Consider the following 17931-nt stretch of genomic DNA (forward strand, 5'->3'; position numbering starts at 1 on the left):
ACTTTTTTATTTTGGGGATGTTGCTACAATGTGCGTATAAATTTATAGTATTTCTTGTTAAGTTTAAGTTTAATTTAAGAAACATTTTCTTCTAACGCATCCCAGAACTCATACGCTCTTCTTAAATGTGGTATTACAATGGTTCCTCCTACTAATGTAGCAATACTTAAAGCTTCTACAACTTCTTCTTTAGAGAGTCCTTCTTTATGACATGTTTCTAAATGATATCGCACGCAGTCATCACAACGCAAAACAGCAGAGGCTACAAGGCCTAATAACTCTTTAGTTTTTACATTAAGAGCGCCTTCCATATAGGCATTGGTGTCAAGGTTGAAAATTCTTTTGATTACCTTATTATTATCCTCAAGAATACGAGTATTCATTTTTTCTCGATATTCATTAAATTCATTAATTATTGAGCTCATTTGTGTAGTTTTTGTAATTTTTTCTTTTCTTTTTTAATAACCATTTTAGATATAAAAATACTTACCTCGTATAAGATAAGAATAGGAATAGCTACTATAACTTGACTTGCTATATCTGGTGGAGTTATGATTGCCGATAATATGAGAACGATAACCAAGGCAAATTTTCGGTATTTTTTTAAAAACTCTGGGGTAACCAATCCTACTTTTGTTAAGAAAAACATGATTACGGGTAGTTCAAAAATTAAACCGCACGCAATTACAGATGCCCTCACGAGAGCAATGTAGCTATCAATATCAAACTCATTGAGAACTTCTTTGCTGACTTGATACCCTCCTAAAAAATTAATTGATAAAGGGGTGATTATATAGTATCCAAAGAGTACACCTAAAAAAAACAAAAAGGAGCATATGATGATAAATCCTTTAGAGCTTTTTCTTTCCTTTTCGTATAGCGCAGGGGCAATGAATTTCCAGAATTCGTATAAAACATAGGGAAATGCCAGTATAAAACCTGCAGTAATTGATGTCCAGATATGAACAGAAAATTGACCAGCAACTTTTCTACTCTGCACGCTAAAAGGGAGTTCTTTGAAACATAGACTTTTGTCTAGTCCCATCATTTTTGATAGATTACATAATCCATTGTATGTTGGGAAATCTGGTTTTTTTGGACCAAAAATTATTATATCAAAAATAAATTCTTTTGATATAAACGCTATAATACCAGCAATAAGTACAGCAGAAGTGGCTCGAATTAAATGCCATCTTAATTCTTCTAGATGATCCAGAAATGACATGGATTGTGGATCTTTTTTACTTGTTTCTTTCATTATAGAATACCTTCTCTCATTAAGTCATGAATATGTATAAGTCCAGCGTACTTACCATTTTCTTCAGATATTAGTTGGGTTATTGAGTTTTCTTCCAGTTTTTCGAGAGCGTCTATTGCCATAGCATCATTACTTATGCTTTTGGGGTTAGGAGACATAATATCTTTGGCTGTTAACTCATTAAAAGAAGGAACTCCTTTGGTAAGCATTCTTCTTAGATCTCCATCAGTAATAATACCGAGCACACTTCCGTTTTGTGTTACTGCTGTTGCGCCGAGTCTTTTTTCTGTCATTTCGACAATAACAGTATTAATGTCAGATTCTGGAGATACTTCTGGCTTTTGATTTTGTGCAGTAATATCACTTACCCGAAGATATAGTTTTTTACCAAGTGCTCCTCCGGGATGATATTTGGCAAAATCACGACTAGAGAACCCCTGTAAATTTAATAAACAAACAGCCAAAGCATCTCCCATAACTAGCTGTACCGTAGTGCTTGTTGTGGGGGCTAGGTTATTAGGGCAGGCTTCTTTTTCTACGTAGGCATGTAATACGTAATCTGCTTCTTGGCCTAAAAATGATGTCTTGTTAGCTGTAATTCCTATAATGGGATTTTTAAAGTTTTTAATTAGCGGAATTAGTACTTTTATTTCTGGAGTATTACCGCTTTTAGAGATGCAAATTACAATATCATCCTCAAGAATGTTTCCCAAATCACCATGAATAGCATCTGCAGCATGCATAAACACAGCAGGAGTACCTGTAGAGTTCATCGTGGCTACAATTTTGGTAGCAATTATAGCGCTTTTACCGATACCTGTAATAATTACCCTACCTTTTGAGTTATGTATAGTTTCTACAGCATTAGAAAATTCTTCGTCGATAAGTTTTTCTAAGTTAGCAATTGCACTGGCTTCTTCGGCAATTGTTTTTTTAGCATATTCAATTATAGTATGTTGGGTGTTCAAAATTTAAGAATTTTGTGTGTTATAATTAAAGATTTTATTATCTTTAATTTATGCAAAGGTATACAATACCTTATTAATTTTAAATACGCTCAAAGAAAAGCATATTGTTTATCTTTGTCGTGTTAAAATTTAAAAATGAGAGTTTCCACAAGATCTGAATTGGGGAAGACAGATTTTTGTGATAGAGTATCTTTATTTAATTGGTATATAAAAGTAAAAGATTTAATGAGTTTGAATGAAACTGACTTGCAAAGTGCTTTAAAAAAGTATTTTGGGTTTAGTCAATTTAGAGGACTACAGGAAAAGGTAATACAAAGTATTCTTGCCCAGCAAAACACTTTCGTTATTATGCCTACGGGTGGTGGTAAATCCCTATGTTACCAGTTGCCTGCTTTGATGTGTGAAGGAACCGCTATTGTTGTGTCTCCTTTGATTGCTTTGATGAAAAATCAGGTAGATGCTATTCGTAGTATTTCTTCGGTTGAGGGAATTGCGCATGTACTTAATTCTTCTCTGAATAAATCAGAAATTAAAAGAGTAAAGGAAGATATAATAAATGGTGTAACCAAATTATTATATGTAGCACCAGAATCACTGACAAAAGAAGAATACGTAGATTTTCTGAAATCTCAGAAAATATCATTTCTAGCCGTAGATGAGGCCCATTGTATTAGCGAATGGGGGCACGATTTTAGACCAGAATATCGTAATCTTCGAAGTATTATAGGTCGCATAGGAGAAGATATTCCTATTATAGGACTTACCGCTACTGCAACTCCCAAAGTACAAGAAGATATTCTTAAAAATTTAGCAATGACTGGTGCCACGACATTCAAGGCATCATTTAATAGACCCAATTTGTTTTATGAAATTAGATCAAAAACTAAAAACGTAGATTCTGATATAATACGTTTCGTAAAACAAAATATGGGCAAGAGTGGTATTGTTTATTGTTTAAGCAGAAAGCGAGTAGAAGAATTATCGCAAACACTTGAGGTGAATGGTATAAAATCAGTTCCATATCATGCGGGATTAGATGCAAAAACTAGGGCAAAACATCAGGATATGTTTTTGATGGAGGATGTAGATGTTGTTGTCGCTACAATTGCATTTGGGATGGGGATTGATAAGCCAGATGTGCGATTCGTAATTCATCACGATATGCCCAAAAGTATAGAAAGTTATTATCAAGAAACAGGTCGTGCAGGTCGAGATGGGGGAGAAGGACATTGTTTGGCGTATTATTCTTATAAAGATATAGAGAAACTAGAAAAATTTATGAGTGGTAAACCTGTTGCAGAACAGGAGATTGGTCATGCGCTGCTACAAGAAGTAGTTGCTTTTGCAGAAACATCAATATCACGACGAAAGTTTATTTTACATTATTTTGGAGAGGAGTTTGATGATGTGAATGGAGAAGGTGCAGATATGGATGATAATGTGCGCACTCCAAAGAAAAAAACGCAAGCAAAGGATGAGGTCAAGTTGCTTTTAGAAGTTGTAAGCAAAACTGGTGAGATATATAAATCAAAAGATTTGGTTAGTACTCTTATAGGTAAGAGTAATGCATTGATTATTTCTCATAAAACCCATAATCAATCTTTTTTCGGAAGCGGAAACGCAAAAAATGACAAATACTGGATGGCTCTTGTACGTCAAGTAATAGTAGCAGGGTATTTGCGCAAAGATATTGAAACGTATGGAGTTATAAGAATTACTCAAGAGGGTAAGGATTTTATAGATGCTCCCCAAGATTTTATGATGACCGAAGATCATGTATATGATCATAATAATGATGATGCTATTATCACTGCTGCCAAATCCCTTAATAAAGGAGGTGGCGATGATAAACTTGCAGGTATGCTGCGAGACCTAAGAAAAAAGGTGTCTAAGAAACTAGGAGTTCCGCCATTTGTTGTTTTTCAGGACCCGTCAATCGATGATATGGCTCTCAAATATCCAGTTTCTATAGAAGAATTGGCCAATGTTCATGGTGTTGGTGAAGGTAAAGCAAAGAAATACGGTCCAGATTTTGTCGCACTAATTGCAAAATATGTGGGAGAAAATGATATCATGAGGCCTGATGATTTTGTGGTAAAAAGTACAGGAGCGAATAGCGGTCTTAAACTTTATATTATACAAAATGTAGATCGTAAATTGCCCTTAGATGATATCGCTTCTGCTAAAGGAATGGACATGGATGATTTTATCAAAGAAATGGAGGCTATCGTATATAGTGGTACTAAACTTAATATAGCTTATTGGATAGACGAAATTCTAGATGAAGATCAACAAGAAGAAATTCACGAATATTTTATAGAAGCAGAAAATGACAAGATAGATACAGCTATAGAAGAGTTTGATGGCGATTATGATGATGAAGAGCTTAGGTTATATCGTATCAAGTTTATAAGCGAAGTAGCTAATTAAATAGTATCAAATACAATTTTGTAGATGATGATTAAAAATTAAAGGTCTGTGTTTTTAAAACACAGACCTTTAATTTTTTTTGTTATTTATTGACTATCATTTTATTCGGATTTTCTAGAATAAGATAATAGTGTTGGTATTAAACTCATAATATTACCTATTATATCTAGACAAATTAATAGATAGATATATACTTGTTGTAGAAAGTGTTGATTCTGATAACTCATCAGTCAAGTTTTCTGTTTTAACAATATTCTTGTCAGTATAGATTCTATACCCTACTTTAAAACGGCCTATGCCTAGCCCACTACCATAAAAATAATCAAGAGTGGTTTTTTCTATATTTTCGAATATGGATTCTGTGCCTATATCATGATCAACAGAAAGTCCACCCTCAAAGAAAACTTCGAATTTAGAGCTCAAATATATGTGAAACCTAGGAGCTACTGCGACATTCACACTTTTGAAATCCAGTACTGCTGGCTCTACTGTAGGAAAAGCATTGTTCTGAGTTGTTGTAAATTGCCTGTAAGTAGATTCGAGAAAGAAACTAAGCCCTACTTTAGAAAAAGGAATAAAAGTTTCTAAAAAGATACCGTATTTTGGAGCCATGACTTCGTCATATATGGTTGTCGGATTCGTACTAACTCCAGAGGGATGTGAGAAGTTTACCATATCCAAAGATGCAATCAGTCCAATTTTAGTTTGACTAATCTTTTTCTTTAATATATACTCAATTTTTGCACCTCTACATTCATTAAATTCTTTGAAGTAATTTTTTAAGTCTTTTTCTGTATGTTCTACTGTAGAAACATCTTGATTACCACAATTTATATGCTCTTTTAATTGGTCTTTATATGTAGTGTTTTCTTTGGTAATTATTTTCTCACCTACTTTTTTTGTCGTATCCGGAACATAATATGTCTTAAAAACTAATAACTTGGGATAAGCTGTCGTTTTATTGGTGTAAAAGAAACGATGGACATCATTTTCTGAATATTGATAAAGTGTCGCTTCACTTTTTAGAATTGTTCTAAGAAATACTTTCCTAATTTTAAGTCTTGGATCCTTACTTTTTGTAGAAATACCTACATCATCTCCCTGTAGGTCAAACTCCATAATAAACCTCTTAAAAAAATAGTCTCGTCCTACTCCAAATTCTTTAATGTCCTCGATTTTTTCTTTTCTTGGACTAGACGAAATTGTTTTTTTCCACTCGAATTCGGTTGGATTATTTTTCCAGGGGAGTTTCTTTATTAAACATTCTTTACGTTTACCGTTGTTATCAATAAAATATCCAGATTCATAGATACTTTGGGCTGTAATAATGGAAGAAAAAAATAAAAAAAAAGTAAGTGTGGTGAGTAATGATTTCATTGCATAAAATTCAATTAGCTGGTTAAAAAAGTATTTAGAATACTTTGTTGTTTTATTTTAAATGTGTTGATTATAACAGTATTCTATGGTAATTATTGCGTTAATATACTGTTTTTAGGTAATTAATCAATGTCTAGTAATTAAATAGCTAACATTCTTGTTGTTACGAACTTGTTTCATTCTTGTTTTGATTGTTTTTTTTATGGTGAAAAAAAGGAATTTTTCCCCAAAAAACAGGTGTTGTATTTTTTGTAGAAAAGTTTCTTTATTTATAAAAATCAGATCATGACAAAGAATAGAAGAAATATAAAAGTGTCTAAACCTCTATGTTGAATCCATAGGCTTTTCTATAAATAGCACATGTTTAGAATTGTTGTATGTGTATTTAGGAAATATGTATTGATAATTCTTGGGTTTATAAAGAGTATTTCTATTCGTGTTTTTGTAATCTGAAAAAAATAGGATTGTTTTACCATTAAAACAATCCTACTGTTTTTTAACCCCCTTCAATTGGTTATCTTTGTCACCTTAATTTTTTAAAAAACATAAATCGCTATGCAAGAAGGATTGTACGCAAAATTTAATACAACAAAAGGAAGTATTTTGGTGAATTTGGAGTTTGAGAAGACTCCAGGAACCGTTGGTAATTTTGTTGGTCTGGCAGAAGGGACTATAGAGAATCAGGTAATTCCTCAAGGAAAACCATATTATAATGGACTTAAATTTCATAGAGTAATTGCAGATTTTATGATTCAAGGAGGAGATCCACAAGGTACAGGAGCAGGTGGTCCTGGGTATCAATTTGATGATGAGATTCATCCTGACCTTAAGCATGATGGACCGGGGGTATTATCTATGGCAAATGCAGGACCAGGAACTAATGGGAGTCAATTCTTTATTACACATACAGAAACGGCATGGTTAGATGGTAAACATACGGTTTTCGGAAAAGTAGTTGAAGGCCTTGATGTGGTTAACGCTATAGAGCAAGGAGATGAGATAGAATCGTTAGAAATTCAACGAGTGGGCGCTAAGGCAGAAGGTTTTAATGCGACTGAAACTTTTAGAGTTTTTAATGGGGCTAAAGCAGAGAGAGAAGCTGCAGCAAAGAAAAAAGCAGAAGATTTATTAGAAGAAATTGCAGCTGGTTTTGATAAGACTGAAAGTGGGTTACGCTATCAAATGATTCAAAAGGGTGATGGTGTAAAAGCAGAGAAAGGGAAAACAGTTTCTGTGCACTATAAAGGTAGCCTAACTGACGGAACCGTTTTTGATTCCTCATTCAAACGCAATCAGCCAATTGATTTTCCTTTAGGAGTAGGACAAGTAATTCCGGGATGGGATGAAGGTATATCATTGCTACACGTAGGAGATAAGGCAAGGTTTGTTATACCACCACATCTTGGATATGGAGCAAATGGAGCCGGAGGAGTGATTCCCCCAAATGCAACACTAATTTTTGATGTTGAATTAATGGAAGTAAAATAAAATATAGAATAAAATAACAAAGAAAAGCCTTAGGTCTAAAGTACTTAAGGCTTTTTTTTCGTTTTAGTTATAATCCTTGGATGGTTGAAAAATTATTAGATGTTACTTTTTTTTTGAAAAGTAACATTATTAAGGAAACAAAAATAAAGGGTGTAGCGTATTGATTTAATGATAAAAAAAACACTATCAAAAGAGGGATTTCATATTTTTTTGATTAATTAAAGTTTTTTTTCAGTTTTTTTTTCAGTAAATATTCTGTTAAATCACATTCGATAAGGGATTTAACTTCTCTTTTAGTTATATTTACTCTGTTTTTTACCCCCTAGAGAATGAAAAAAGTCAGTAGTGTTATTATTGCCGTTTGTGGTATGCTCATATGCCATGCCCAAGAAAGTCAGAGTATACTTGAAGATATCAATGATCAAATGGAGATCATAGATAGTTACACAGAATTCGAGACATTTTTTTTAGAACCCGAAGAGTTTCTTGATAAGATTCCTGATCATGGTGCCGAGTTGAATGGTTATTATGAGCATGAACGTTTAAAAAAAATAATCAGGAAAGTTGGTACACCCACAGCAGATATTCTAACATCATTTTATTTTTGGAATGACCAATTGATTTATGTAAACTATAGTCAGAATATCTATCAAGATACCACGAATGATTTTGGTCAAAAGGTAAAAGATTATGAGAATACGTATGTTAAGTATCAATCCCACCATTTTTACAATAATGGAAAACAAGTAAGTTTTAATAAAACGGGTGTGCCTATTTCTACAATTTCTCCTGAAAAAAAATTTCTTAGTTACGCTAAGAAAATGAAAGGACTTTTGGATAATAAGTTTTACAATCGAGGAACCTATGAGGCATTACAAGGAAAGTGGATTTTTATTGAAAATACTGATGATTACCTTGTTTTTGACGGAACAATACGGTTTAATTTTTATAACGGACAATTTGCAAATCGATTGAAAACCAGAATTGAGGATAACAGTGTCTTAGTTTGCTTTTTTCCTATGGATAATCGAATTTATAGATATAAGATAAATGACATTAATGAAAATATACTTTCTTTGACAGATTTGTTTTCTAATGAAGAGTTCGTGTATGCCAAAGTAGAACGATAATGGCAGATGATAAAAAAAGATATCCTATTGGGCAGTTTGACTGTCCAGAAATTATAACACAACAACATATAGAAAATTGGATATCAGATATAGAAAACCTTCCTTCAAAACTATCTAATCTTGTTTCTGGTTTTACAGAAGTACAATTAGAAACTCCGTATCGAAATGCAGGATGGACTGCCAGACAGGTTATACACCATATTCATGATAGTCACCATAATGGGTACATAAGGTTTAAATGGGCACTAACAGAAAACACTCCTGTTATTAAGGCATATCATGAGCATTTATGGGCAGAATTATTTGATACGAAATCTGCACCTATTTATTTATCATTGGATCTTATTACTGCCTTACATGCTAAGTGGGTTTACTTTTTAAAGGGTTTGTCAAGTAATGATCTTCAAAAAGAATTTATACATCCAGAAGGTGATACAGTTATTTCTCTGGCAGAAGATATTGGTATATATGCTTGGCATGGTAATCACCATTTGGCGCATCTGAAAATAGTTGCTGACTTGTCCTAATATTTAAAATATCATACTGTATTAGGTTTAAAGTATGAGATTTTAATTCAGCAGTTTTGATACATAATTATTTCCATTTGATATTGCAACCAATACTTGGTTTTTGAATTGTTGATACTAGAGCATTTCTCAATACAGCATCAAGTGCTTGTCTTAGATCACGACCATTAACAGGTATTCCATTTCCGGGTCTAGAATCATCGAGTTGGCCTCTATAAATTAATTTTAAGTTCGCATCAAATAGATAAAAATCTGGCGTGCATGCTGCGTCATATGCCTTAGCGATTTCTTGACTCTCATCATATAAATATGGAAAAGTGTAGTTGTTTTTTTGCGCAGTTTTCCACATTAATTTTGGGCCATCTTGCGGATATTTTTCAATATCATTGCTGCTAATGGCAACGAAACCAAATCCTTGTGTTCTGTAATCATTGGCTATCCTAACGATTTCTTCATTGACATGTATAACAAAAGGACAATGGTTACAAATAAACATAATTACGGTTCCTTTTTGTCCTGCAATATTCTCTAAGGAAACTTGGTTGTTGGTAACACTATCAACAAGATTAAAATCGGGAGCTACTGTACCTAGAGGTAACATGGTGGATTCTGTACGAGCCATATGTTTACTTTTTTTGGAAGATCTGAAATTACAATTTTTATAGCAGATTAATTTTAAATAATTGGATAATTTTTCTTGTGTGGCCTAAATTGGGGAGAAAATATATTGGAAGTGTATTGGTCATGGAATGGTCTTAGTTTTCTAATGCGTAGAAAAAATAGTATCTTAGGGGCATTAGAAAATACCTTTGTAAGGTATGAAAGATGTGTTATGGGCAAAATGCTATAGAAAGAGTTTTCTAAATATAGCTTTGTTAAGAATGCCCACGTTTAGTATACCCATTTGTTAATCATAAACTTTATAATTGATGAAATCTTTAGAAACTTGGTTTAGCGAATATGCAGTAAGTCATCAAAACAAGACTAATATTGCAATTCATTTTGTTTGTGTCCCTGCAATAGTTTTTTCGGTAGTAGGTCTGTTAATGAGCATCCCTAGTGGTTTTTTAGCCTCAATCATCCCTGGTACGAATCCATTTATAGAAAATTGGGCCTTTATTGTGTTATTACTAGTAGTGTTTTTTTATATCAGATTGTCTATAAAAATGGCATTACAAATAATAGTTTTTTCTGCTCTTTGTATTGTTGGTAATTACTACTTAGGTCAATTTGTTTCCTTATGGATTGCTTCGATAGCAATTTTTGTCATTGCTTGGCTAGGGCAATTTTATGGCCACAAATTAGAGGGTAAAAAACCATCTTTTATAAAAGACTTACAATATTTATTGATAGGCCCTGCATGGGTCATTCAAAAAATGTTTGGAAAGAAATCCTAATCGTTTTTTAGATGTTAAAGACAGTAGGTTTTTGTTAGAAAATACGTATTTCGGATTATAAGATTCAAAAAAAGAACAAATGAAAATTTGTTCTTTTTTAGTCTTACGGGTATTTTTATGTTAAGGGTTTCTAGCTTAACTTACATTTCGTTATCAAAGAAAATGGCATTCATTAGTAATTTGTTAGTGCCGTACCAAAATGCTCTGAAATTCGTATTATCGGTAAATAAAATAACATTTCCCTTTCCTAAATGAGTGTGTACAAATGGTACAGTACCTGATAATGAATCTAGATTTTTTTTGCTTATGTAGCCACTAAGAAGTGGGTTTTTACTGTATTTAATAGGGTTGTTGTAACTTTGTTCATTAGGTTTTATAAACAAGGTAGTGTTTCTGAATAATGAAATTTTGTCGTTATGATAGCCAAAATTAATTGGGTGTGATCTATCCTGATTTGCTTCAAAAATAGCGCCTCCAATTCTTTGGGCATCATGAAACTTTCGTTTTTGCTCAAAAGAGATATTCTTTGCAATGTTTTCAGAGGTTACAAATTCGATATTTATAAGTTTATTATTTTTAAAAAACTGAGCAGCATTTCTATAGCCGATTAGTGTACCACCTCTTTGGATCCACTGTTTGAGTATTTCTGCTTCTCTTTTGTGTAAGCTTTGTTGCCAGCTATTAGGTAGTACAATATGAGTATACCTAGATAAATCAGATATAGCAATGCTTTCGGTTGTTAGTTTAGTGATAGGAATGTCATATCGTTGATCTAATAGGTGCCAAATTTCACCAGAGTCATAAGAAGTAATTCCTGTACCCGTTATAAGTGCAATTTTTGGTAGTGATACCGCTCTAAACTGATTACTTCCCAAATCAATTCCTTCTGTAAGTCCAGTAGATACGCCAGTAATATCAATATGATTTTCAATAGCAATCTTCTGTAAAAAAGAATGTAATTCATCACTGTTTAATGTTTGATTTTGAACTGGGATTAATATGGTGCCATAGTCATAAGCGTTATCCTCTAGAGAAAAAGGTTCCATCCCTACTTTGGCACGTAACTTTTTTGATAGAATTTGGTATAAAGCCTTCGGGCTATAATATTCATGCCATTGCATCAAGTAGGCATAATTACTTTTGAGAGTTTTTTTGATTGATCGATGTTTAAGGGTTTTAACTTCTGTTCCGATTTCAGATATAGAAATATTATCTGCATAGTCAAGATTAAAAGCTAAGGGAAATGTCCAAGCAGAAATGTCATAAAACAAACTGTCTTTAAATGACGTTCGTTTTTCGAACATGGCTTGTAATAATCGATATTGACGTTGTTTTTTTGGTACTATGTAGCTGTATTGACTTTTGAATTTTTTGCGTTCAATGGTTAGATCCTGTTTTGGTCTATATACAGAGATCTTGTGTCTTTTTAGAATTTCTGCCAGATGATAAGATGAGGCGGCGTCTTTCTCGTTACCGAAAATGTAACAATCATTCGAAACTTCTTTTTTTGCATTTGCAAAAAAGTCTCTTTTGTATCCGAGTAATTCTGTACGCATTACTTTGGCAGCTTTGAGAGTAGAAAGTGCTGTGGTAAACTGATTTCGTATTGTAAAAGGAAAAGTAAGAAGCCCATTATCGGTTTGTTGAGCATGCCCTCTAGAGCTTCCTTGCTCGAATAAGATACCAATACCCCCATTAATATCAGGAAAAGTAGATCCCTTACCATAATAAAAGTCATCAAAATTTTCCTCGGTATAATAAAGTGAGCCAATAGTGTCTAAAGCACTAGCGTGATAGTTGGCTATTTTTTTTGTCAATTTTTGATTTAATTGGGGTGTTAGCGGATGTGTTCTTGATTGAATTCCAGGTTGAAAAAAGAAAGTACTATTAGAACCCATTTCGTGATGATCGGTAAGGATATTAGGGTACCATTCATGAAAAGTTTTAATTCTTGCTCTGGATTCTGGAAGTTGTACAGGTAACCAATCGCGATTCATATCAAACCAATAATGATTGGTACGCCCACCTGGCCATACCTCATTATATTCACGATCTTGAGGATCTGTACTTATATTTTTGCTTTTATTGGTATTGGCCCAATATGCAAAACGTTGCAGACCATCAGGGTTTAATGAAGGGTCAAGAAGTATTACCACAGAGTCGAGCAATTGTTCTATTTCTTCTCCTTGAGCTGCAGCAAGATAATATGCAGTTAGCAATGAGGCATTAGAGCCACTAGGTTCATTGCCATGAATAGAGAACCCTTGATACACTACAGTTGGAAGTTTTTCTAAAGAAATAGTTTTTTCAGTATCCTCAGTAAGTTTGTAATGGTGTTTTTTTATTTCATTTAGGTTATTATGATTTTTTTCTGAGGTAATAGTTAGAAGGATGATAGGGCGGTCTTCAAAGGTTTTTCCTCGTTCCTCTATCGTAATTCTAGGAGAAGCTTTTGCTAATGCCCGCATGTAGTTCACAAGTTTATCATGGGTTACATGCCATTTTCCAGGAATATAACCAATATTGCTTTGTGGTGTGGGGATTTCTGAATTATAAGTAATGCCTTTGGGTAAATAGTAATCCAGTGATATGTCGCTTTGAGAGAAAGCGCTGTGATAGGTAAAAACAAATAGAGTAATTAATATGTATTTCATACGCATAATCGATGTTAGAGAATCAGTCTAAAGTACCAACGAATAATGATAATAGTATGTACATTTTGTATGTATCGTTGGTGCGTATAACTGACGTTGTGTGTACTTCGATGCTGAATATAAAAAAACCACTTCATGTATATGAAGCGGTTTAGATAACTTTAACTAAAGTGTGTGTTTTCTATTCTAAATATCGTCAAAGCTTACATCTGTAAAGCTTTCTGTTGATACAGCAACCTGTTCTTGTTTTTCAACATCTTGGGTTGTTTCTTTTTCATACGATTTCTGGAAATCTTTCTGATGTCTTTCACTAATCACTTCTTCGCCTTTTTCTTCGACAATGAATTGAGTCATCTCATTCAAGATTTCTGTAAAACCAACAAAGTCTTCTTTATAAAGATAGATTTTATGTTTCTTATAGTGAAAAGATCCATCATCATTGGTGAACTTTTTACTTTCGGTTACTGTCAAATAGTAGTCCCCTGCTTTTGTAGCCCTAACGTCAAAAAAATACGTTCTTCTCCCTGCTCTTAAAACTTTTGAGAAAATTTCTTCTTTATCCATCATTTCATTATCACTCATGATCCGTATGTATTAATTAATTAATCTGCTATGATGCTTTCAAAAATCCAAAAAAATTGTTAATCGGACAAAAAAAACTCAAGTTTCTTTTTCGTTAAGTTGTTTTAAATAGAGTTCTTTATAGTATCCTTCTGTCCTTATTAGTTGATTGTGAGTGCCTTGCTGTATTATTTCGCCTTCTTTAAGCACGATAATTTTATTTGTATTTTTAGTTGTAGATACCCTATGACTTACAATGAAAGTGGTTTTATCTTTAGAAATGGCATTCAGATTTTGTAAGATCTCTTCTTCTGTTTCTGTATCTACAGCAGATAAACAATCATCAAAAAGCAATATGGAAGGTTTTTTTATAATTGCTCTTGCAATCGAAACACGTTGTTTTTGACCTCCTGATAGTGTAATACCACGTTCTCCCAGTACCGTGTCATATCCATTTGAGAAATCTTTAATGTTATTATGAACTACTGCATTTTTTGCTGCTTCATAGACTTCTTCATTTGATGCATTTTGATCACCAAATTTTATATTGTTTTTTATACTGTCGCTAAACAAAAAAGCATCTTGAGGAACATAACCAATGTGTTTTCTTAAATCTATTAGATTTAAGTTTTTAATAGGAACTCCATCAATACGTATTTCTCCTTCGGATACATCATAAAGTCTACCTATTAAATCTAATATAGTAGATTTACCCGACCCTGTTTTGCCAATGATTCCTATGGTTTCTCCTTTTTTGACCTCAAAACTAATAGATTTTAGAGCTGTAATATTTGTGTCGTCATATATAAAAGAAACATTATCAAAACTAATATCTCCTCCAATAGGTGTCTGAGTCGTAATTGTATTAGTGATTTCTGGTTCTTGACTTAAAAATTCATTAATTCTTGTTTGCGATGCTTCAGCTTGCTGTACAATTGAGCTTACCCAACCTACTGTCGCAACAGGCCAGGTTAACATGTTAACAAATATGATAAACTCAACTATTACACCAAGATCCTGTATCTTTCCTTCGATAAATTGATTACCACCGATATAGATTACCAAGAGATTACTGCATCCGATTAATAAAACCATTAATGGAAAGAATAAAGCTTGAACTTTGGTTAGATCTAAGTTTTTATCTCTACTAGTATTTGACAGATCAGAGAAATTTTGGTGTGTTTGAGGTTCAATTCCATATGCTTTTATTACACTAATACCACTAAAGGATTCTTGTGTAAACGTTGTTAACTTAGACAAGAATTCTTGAACGATGGTACTTCTTTTATGAATCGCAACGCTAAGTTTATATATAGAAATAGATAGTATAGGTAATGGGGCAACTGTATAAAGGGTAAGTTCTGGGGCGATACTAACCATATATCCAATCACAACTATAAATAAAGTAATCGTGTTTACACTATACATAATTGCAGGACCGACATACATTCTTACTTTTGATACATCCTCGCTAATACGATTCATGAGATCACCAGTTCTATTTTTTTTATAAAAATTAAGTGATAATTTCTCATAGTGCTCAAATACTTCGTTTTTTAGATCAAACTCAATAAATCTGGATACGACTATAAAGGTTTGACGCATCAAAAAGGTAAAGAATGCCGATATTAATACTGCACCAAGTATAAGAAGGATGTTCAGAATTAGGCCATTTTTTACTTCTGAGATATCTGTAATCTCATGATTTATATATTGTTCAACTACATCAACAGAGTCTCCTACTAATGTAGGGACCATAGTCGCAAAAATTCTAGCAACAATAGTAATTATTAGTCCAATGATAAGGCGATACTTATATAATAAAAAATATTTGTTTAAATGACGTAATGCCCGCATGTGGAGTTAAGGTTTTGAATTTAAATTATTAATAAATTAATAAAATTAACATCGTATTAATGAATTTTATGTAAAAACAAGTTATTTTAGCACCTGTATTTTACGTATAATGTAATTTTATAAGTTAAAAATTTTATATCATGATAACCGAAATGTTTACTGCAAATCAATTAAAAAAAGAGTCTCCCGTATTTGGTCAATTATCTTTTGATGATCATGAACAAATTGTTTTTTGTCATGACAAAGATACAGGATTGAAGGCAATTATTGGTGTGCATAACACAATTTTAGGACCTGCTCTAGGAGGGACGCGTATGTACAATTATGCCACAGAATGGGATGCTCTTAATGATGTTCTAAGATTATCTAGAGGTATGACCTATAAAGCGGCAATTACAGGTCTTAATCTCGGAGGCGGTAAAGCGGTTATAATAGGAGAACCATCAAAAATAAAGACGCCAGAACTTATGAAACGATTTGGTAAGTTTGTACATACATTGGGAGGAACATATTATACGGCAGAAGATGTGGGGATGGAAACATCAGATATGGATACCATACGAGAGGTGACTCCTTATGTAACGGGTATTTCTGAGGCCAATGGGGGAGCAGGAAACCCATCACCTGTGACAGCTTATGGCGTATATATGGGAATGAAAGCAGCAACAAAGTTTGCCTTTGGGAACAATGATCTTAAGGGAAAACGAATTCTCATAGAAGGTATAGGGCATGTCGGAGAGGAACTAGTACGACTTACCTCAAAAGAAGGAGCTGATGTGGTCATCAGTGATATTAATCAAGAACGATTAGAAAAAGTAGCCAAGGCATATGGGGCAACTATATATAGAGGAAATAATCTTTATGCTGAAGCTGCTGATATTTATGCTCCATGCGCTTTGGGAGCAACAATAAATGATAAAACCATTGATGATCTTAAAATAAAAGTGATTGCTGGTGCAGCAAATAATCAATTATCAAATGAGGAAATACACGGTGCTAAATTGCAAAATAAAGGGATTGTGTATGCTCCGGATTTCTTAATTAACGCAGGAGGTATAATAAATGTATTTGCAGAAATTGAAGGATACAATCGCGACCATATTATTTCTAAAACAGAAAATATTTATGATACTACTCTAGATATTTTGAATAAAGCAAAAGCTACTAATATGACGACAAACGCCTCAGCACTTAGTATTGCTGAAGATAGAATAGCATTTAGAAAAAAAGAAGTTTTTAGGTAAGTACGTTAAAAATAATACTATTTTTGTAGGGCAAAATTTAAGGCAAATTTTTGCCCTTTTTTAATATAAAGTTCTTTGTAATTTTCTATGTTAACCAGAAGACATATTAGAGTAAAAGTTATGCAGTCGCTCTATTCAATAGCGCAGACGCAAAGTGAAAATATAGAAAAAGAAGAAAAGTTTCTTCTTTTTAGTATTGATAAGATGTATGATTTATTTCTTATAAATCTTCAGCTTTTGGTGGAAATTAAAAAGCAAGCTGCTGATTTAATTGAAAAAAGCCAGAAAAAGCATTTGGCAACCTCCGAGGAAAAAAACCCGAATACAAAGTTCGTCAATAATACATTATTAGTATTATTAGAGAAAAACCTTCAGCTTAAGGATGAAATTGATAACAAAAGACTTAATTGTTGGGAGTTAGATGATGAGTACGTGAGTATTTTATGGAAGGAAATAAAAGAAAGTGACTTATATACTACATACATGAGCACTAAAGTAAGTACCTTTAAAGAAGATAGAGATTTTATCCTTGATGTTTTTAAAGAGATTATAGCTCCAAATGATAAGTTGTACGAGTATATTGAAGATAAAAAATTAACGTGGGTTGATGATTTACCTCTTGTTAATACGTCAATTATTAAAATGCTTCGTAAGATAAAATCTTCTCACGATGAGACAATGTCCTTGCCAAAACTTTATAAGGATGTAGAAGATAAAAAATTTGCCAGAGACATTTTTAGAAAGACAACACTTAATGCAAGTGAGTTTTCTAAAGAGATTGATGGTAAAACACCTAATTGGGATCAGGATCGTATTGCAGAACTTGATAAGGCAATAATAAAAATGGCTATTTGTGAGTTTGTAAAATTTCCATCTATTCCCGTAAAAGTAACAATTAACGAATATTTAGAAATTGCTAAGGAGTATAGTACACCCAAAAGCAGTATTTTTATAAACGGAATTTTAGATAAAATTTCTAAAGAATACTTAGAAAGTGGTAAATTAAACAAAGTAGGCCGCGGACTTATGTAATATTTAGA

The 17931-nt window shown here is 32.9% G+C and carries 15 protein-coding genes; 7 read left to right on the forward strand and 8 right to left on the reverse strand.

The genetic code is table 11. The features are described from left to right. Nucleotides 1-74 precede the first annotated feature (74 nt). Genes DZ60_RS0119010 through DZ60_RS0119020 form a run of 3 tightly spaced genes read right to left on the reverse strand, consistent with a single transcriptional unit; the run spans nucleotide 75 to nucleotide 2226 of the window. Entirely contained in the window at nucleotides 75-425 is a 351-nt protein-coding gene (locus DZ60_RS0119010) for a carboxymuconolactone decarboxylase family protein (RefSeq protein ID WP_025743606.1), read from the reverse strand. Next, the gene (gene tatC, locus DZ60_RS0119015; protein ID WP_025743607.1) at nucleotides 422-1258 is read right to left on the reverse strand and encodes a twin-arginine translocase subunit TatC; all 837 of its coding nucleotides are present in this window, start codon (nucleotides 1256-1258) and stop codon (nucleotides 422-424) included. The genes DZ60_RS0119010 and tatC overlap by 4 nt, the downstream gene beginning before the upstream one ends. Continuing rightward, complete coding sequence (locus DZ60_RS0119020) at nucleotides 1258-2226, reverse strand: KpsF/GutQ family sugar-phosphate isomerase (protein WP_025743608.1); 969 nt, start codon at nucleotides 2224-2226, stop codon at nucleotides 1258-1260. Before DZ60_RS0119020 ends, tatC begins: the two co-directional genes overlap by 1 nt. 225 nt (nucleotides 2227-2451) lie before the next feature. On the opposite strand from DZ60_RS0119020, the gene DZ60_RS0119025 reads away from it, so the two are divergent. Beyond that, nucleotides 2452-4656 carry a RecQ family ATP-dependent DNA helicase gene (locus DZ60_RS0119025; RefSeq protein ID WP_025743609.1) on the forward strand — a complete coding sequence of 735 codons (2205 nt, stop codon included), beginning with the start codon at nucleotides 2452-2454 and terminating at the stop codon, nucleotides 4654-4656. Between the two features lie 153 nt (nucleotides 4657-4809). On the opposite strand, the gene DZ60_RS0119030 is transcribed toward DZ60_RS0119025, so the two are convergent. Next, entirely contained in the window at nucleotides 4810-6033 is a 1224-nt protein-coding gene (locus DZ60_RS0119030; protein WP_025743610.1) for a hypothetical protein, read from the reverse strand. A gap of 555 nt (nucleotides 6034-6588) precedes the next feature. On the opposite strand from DZ60_RS0119030, the gene DZ60_RS0119035 reads away from it, so the two are divergent. The 3 genes from DZ60_RS0119035 (at nucleotide 6589) to DZ60_RS0119045 (ending at nucleotide 9178) form a co-directional block, all read left to right on the forward strand. Then, nucleotides 6589-7521, forward strand: coding sequence for a peptidylprolyl isomerase (locus DZ60_RS0119035; protein ID WP_025743611.1), 933 nt, complete (start codon nucleotides 6589-6591; stop codon nucleotides 7519-7521). Between the two features lie 329 nt (nucleotides 7522-7850). Next, nucleotides 7851-8651 (forward strand): hypothetical protein, encoded by an 801-nt coding sequence (locus DZ60_RS0119040; RefSeq protein WP_025743612.1) that lies wholly within the window; start codon nucleotides 7851-7853, stop codon nucleotides 8649-8651. Then, nucleotides 8651-9178 (forward strand): YfiT family bacillithiol transferase, encoded by a 528-nt coding sequence (locus DZ60_RS0119045; RefSeq protein WP_025743613.1) that lies wholly within the window; start codon nucleotides 8651-8653, stop codon nucleotides 9176-9178. Before DZ60_RS0119040 ends, DZ60_RS0119045 begins: the two co-directional genes overlap by 1 nt. Before the next feature lie 67 nt (nucleotides 9179-9245). Here the strand turns inward: DZ60_RS0119045 and DZ60_RS0119050 are convergent, their stop codons facing one another. Then, on the reverse strand, nucleotides 9246-9800 hold the full coding sequence (locus DZ60_RS0119050) for a thioredoxin family protein (RefSeq protein ID WP_025743614.1): 555 nt from the start codon (nucleotides 9798-9800) through the stop codon (nucleotides 9246-9248). 307 nt (nucleotides 9801-10107) lie between these two features. On the opposite strand from DZ60_RS0119050, the gene DZ60_RS0119055 reads away from it, so the two are divergent. Then, complete coding sequence (locus DZ60_RS0119055) at nucleotides 10108-10575, forward strand: Mpo1 family 2-hydroxy fatty acid dioxygenase (RefSeq protein ID WP_025743615.1); 468 nt, start codon at nucleotides 10108-10110, stop codon at nucleotides 10573-10575. A 140-nt stretch (nucleotides 10576-10715) separates the two neighbouring features. On the opposite strand, the gene DZ60_RS0119060 is transcribed toward DZ60_RS0119055, so the two are convergent. The 3 genes from DZ60_RS0119060 to DZ60_RS0119070 all read right to left on the reverse strand — a co-directional run bounded on the left by DZ60_RS0119060 (nucleotide 10716) and on the right by DZ60_RS0119070 (nucleotide 15647). After that, the gene (locus tag DZ60_RS0119060) at nucleotides 10716-13229 is read right to left on the reverse strand and encodes a M14 family metallopeptidase (protein ID WP_025743616.1); all 2514 of its coding nucleotides are present in this window, start codon (nucleotides 13227-13229) and stop codon (nucleotides 10716-10718) included. A 186-nt stretch (nucleotides 13230-13415) separates the two neighbouring features. After that, nucleotides 13416-13811 (reverse strand): PUR family DNA/RNA-binding protein, encoded by a 396-nt coding sequence (locus tag DZ60_RS0119065; RefSeq protein ID WP_025743617.1) that lies wholly within the window; start codon nucleotides 13809-13811, stop codon nucleotides 13416-13418. Nucleotides 13812-13889: 78 nt separating this feature from the next. After that, on the reverse strand, nucleotides 13890-15647 hold the full coding sequence (locus DZ60_RS0119070) for an ABC transporter ATP-binding protein (RefSeq protein WP_025743618.1): 1758 nt from the start codon (nucleotides 15645-15647) through the stop codon (nucleotides 13890-13892). A gap of 140 nt (nucleotides 15648-15787) precedes the next feature. On the opposite strand from DZ60_RS0119070, the gene DZ60_RS0119075 reads away from it, so the two are divergent. Continuing rightward, nucleotides 15788-16891 (forward strand): Glu/Leu/Phe/Val dehydrogenase dimerization domain-containing protein, encoded by a 1104-nt coding sequence (locus tag DZ60_RS0119075; protein ID WP_025743619.1) that lies wholly within the window; start codon nucleotides 15788-15790, stop codon nucleotides 16889-16891. Between the two features lie 120 nt (nucleotides 16892-17011). Then, the gene (gene nusB / locus DZ60_RS0119080) at nucleotides 17012-17923 is read left to right on the forward strand and encodes a transcription antitermination factor NusB (RefSeq protein WP_034230180.1); all 912 of its coding nucleotides are present in this window, start codon (nucleotides 17012-17014) and stop codon (nucleotides 17921-17923) included. Nucleotides 17924-17931 lie beyond the last annotated feature (8 nt).

It is taken from the genome of Aquimarina pacifica (assembly GCF_000520955.1).
In the GTDB taxonomy this organism is placed as follows: Bacteria; Bacteroidota; Bacteroidia; order Flavobacteriales; family Flavobacteriaceae; genus Aquimarina; species Aquimarina pacifica.

Excerpts from the sequence above, each read along its gene's own strand:
- DZ60_RS0119045 (WP_025743613.1), top strand. The coding sequence starts at position 8,651 with ATGGCAGATGATAAAAAAAGATATCCTATTGGGCAGTTTGACTGTCCA.
- DZ60_RS0119055 (WP_025743615.1), top strand. The coding sequence starts at position 10,108 with ATGAAATCTTTAGAAACTTGGTTTAGCGAATATGCAGTAAGTCATCAA.
- DZ60_RS0119030 (WP_025743610.1), bottom strand. The coding sequence starts at position 6,033 with ATGAAATCATTACTCACCACACTTACTTTTTTTTTATTTTTTTCTTCC.
- DZ60_RS0119070 (WP_025743618.1), bottom strand. The coding sequence starts at position 15,647 with ATGCGGGCATTACGTCATTTAAACAAATATTTTTTATTATATAAGTAT.
- DZ60_RS0119035 (WP_025743611.1), top strand. The coding sequence starts at position 6,589 with ATGCAAGAAGGATTGTACGCAAAATTTAATACAACAAAAGGAAGTATT.
- DZ60_RS0119065 (WP_025743617.1), bottom strand. The coding sequence starts at position 13,811 with ATGAGTGATAATGAAATGATGGATAAAGAAGAAATTTTCTCAAAAGTT.
- nusB (WP_034230180.1), top strand. The coding sequence starts at position 17,012 with ATGCAGTCGCTCTATTCAATAGCGCAGACGCAAAGTGAAAATATAGAA.
- tatC (WP_025743607.1), bottom strand. The coding sequence starts at position 1,258 with ATGAAAGAAACAAGTAAAAAAGATCCACAATCCATGTCATTTCTGGAT.
- DZ60_RS0119040 (WP_025743612.1), top strand. The coding sequence starts at position 7,851 with ATGAAAAAAGTCAGTAGTGTTATTATTGCCGTTTGTGGTATGCTCATA.
- DZ60_RS0119060 (WP_025743616.1), bottom strand. The coding sequence starts at position 13,229 with ATGAAATACATATTAATTACTCTATTTGTTTTTACCTATCACAGCGCT.
- DZ60_RS0119025 (WP_025743609.1), top strand. The coding sequence starts at position 2,452 with ATGAGTTTGAATGAAACTGACTTGCAAAGTGCTTTAAAAAAGTATTTT.
- DZ60_RS0119010 (WP_025743606.1), bottom strand. The coding sequence starts at position 425 with ATGAGCTCAATAATTAATGAATTTAATGAATATCGAGAAAAAATGAAT.
- DZ60_RS0119050 (WP_025743614.1), bottom strand. The coding sequence starts at position 9,800 with ATGGCTCGTACAGAATCCACCATGTTACCTCTAGGTACAGTAGCTCCC.
- DZ60_RS0119075 (WP_025743619.1), top strand. The coding sequence starts at position 15,788 with ATGATAACCGAAATGTTTACTGCAAATCAATTAAAAAAAGAGTCTCCC.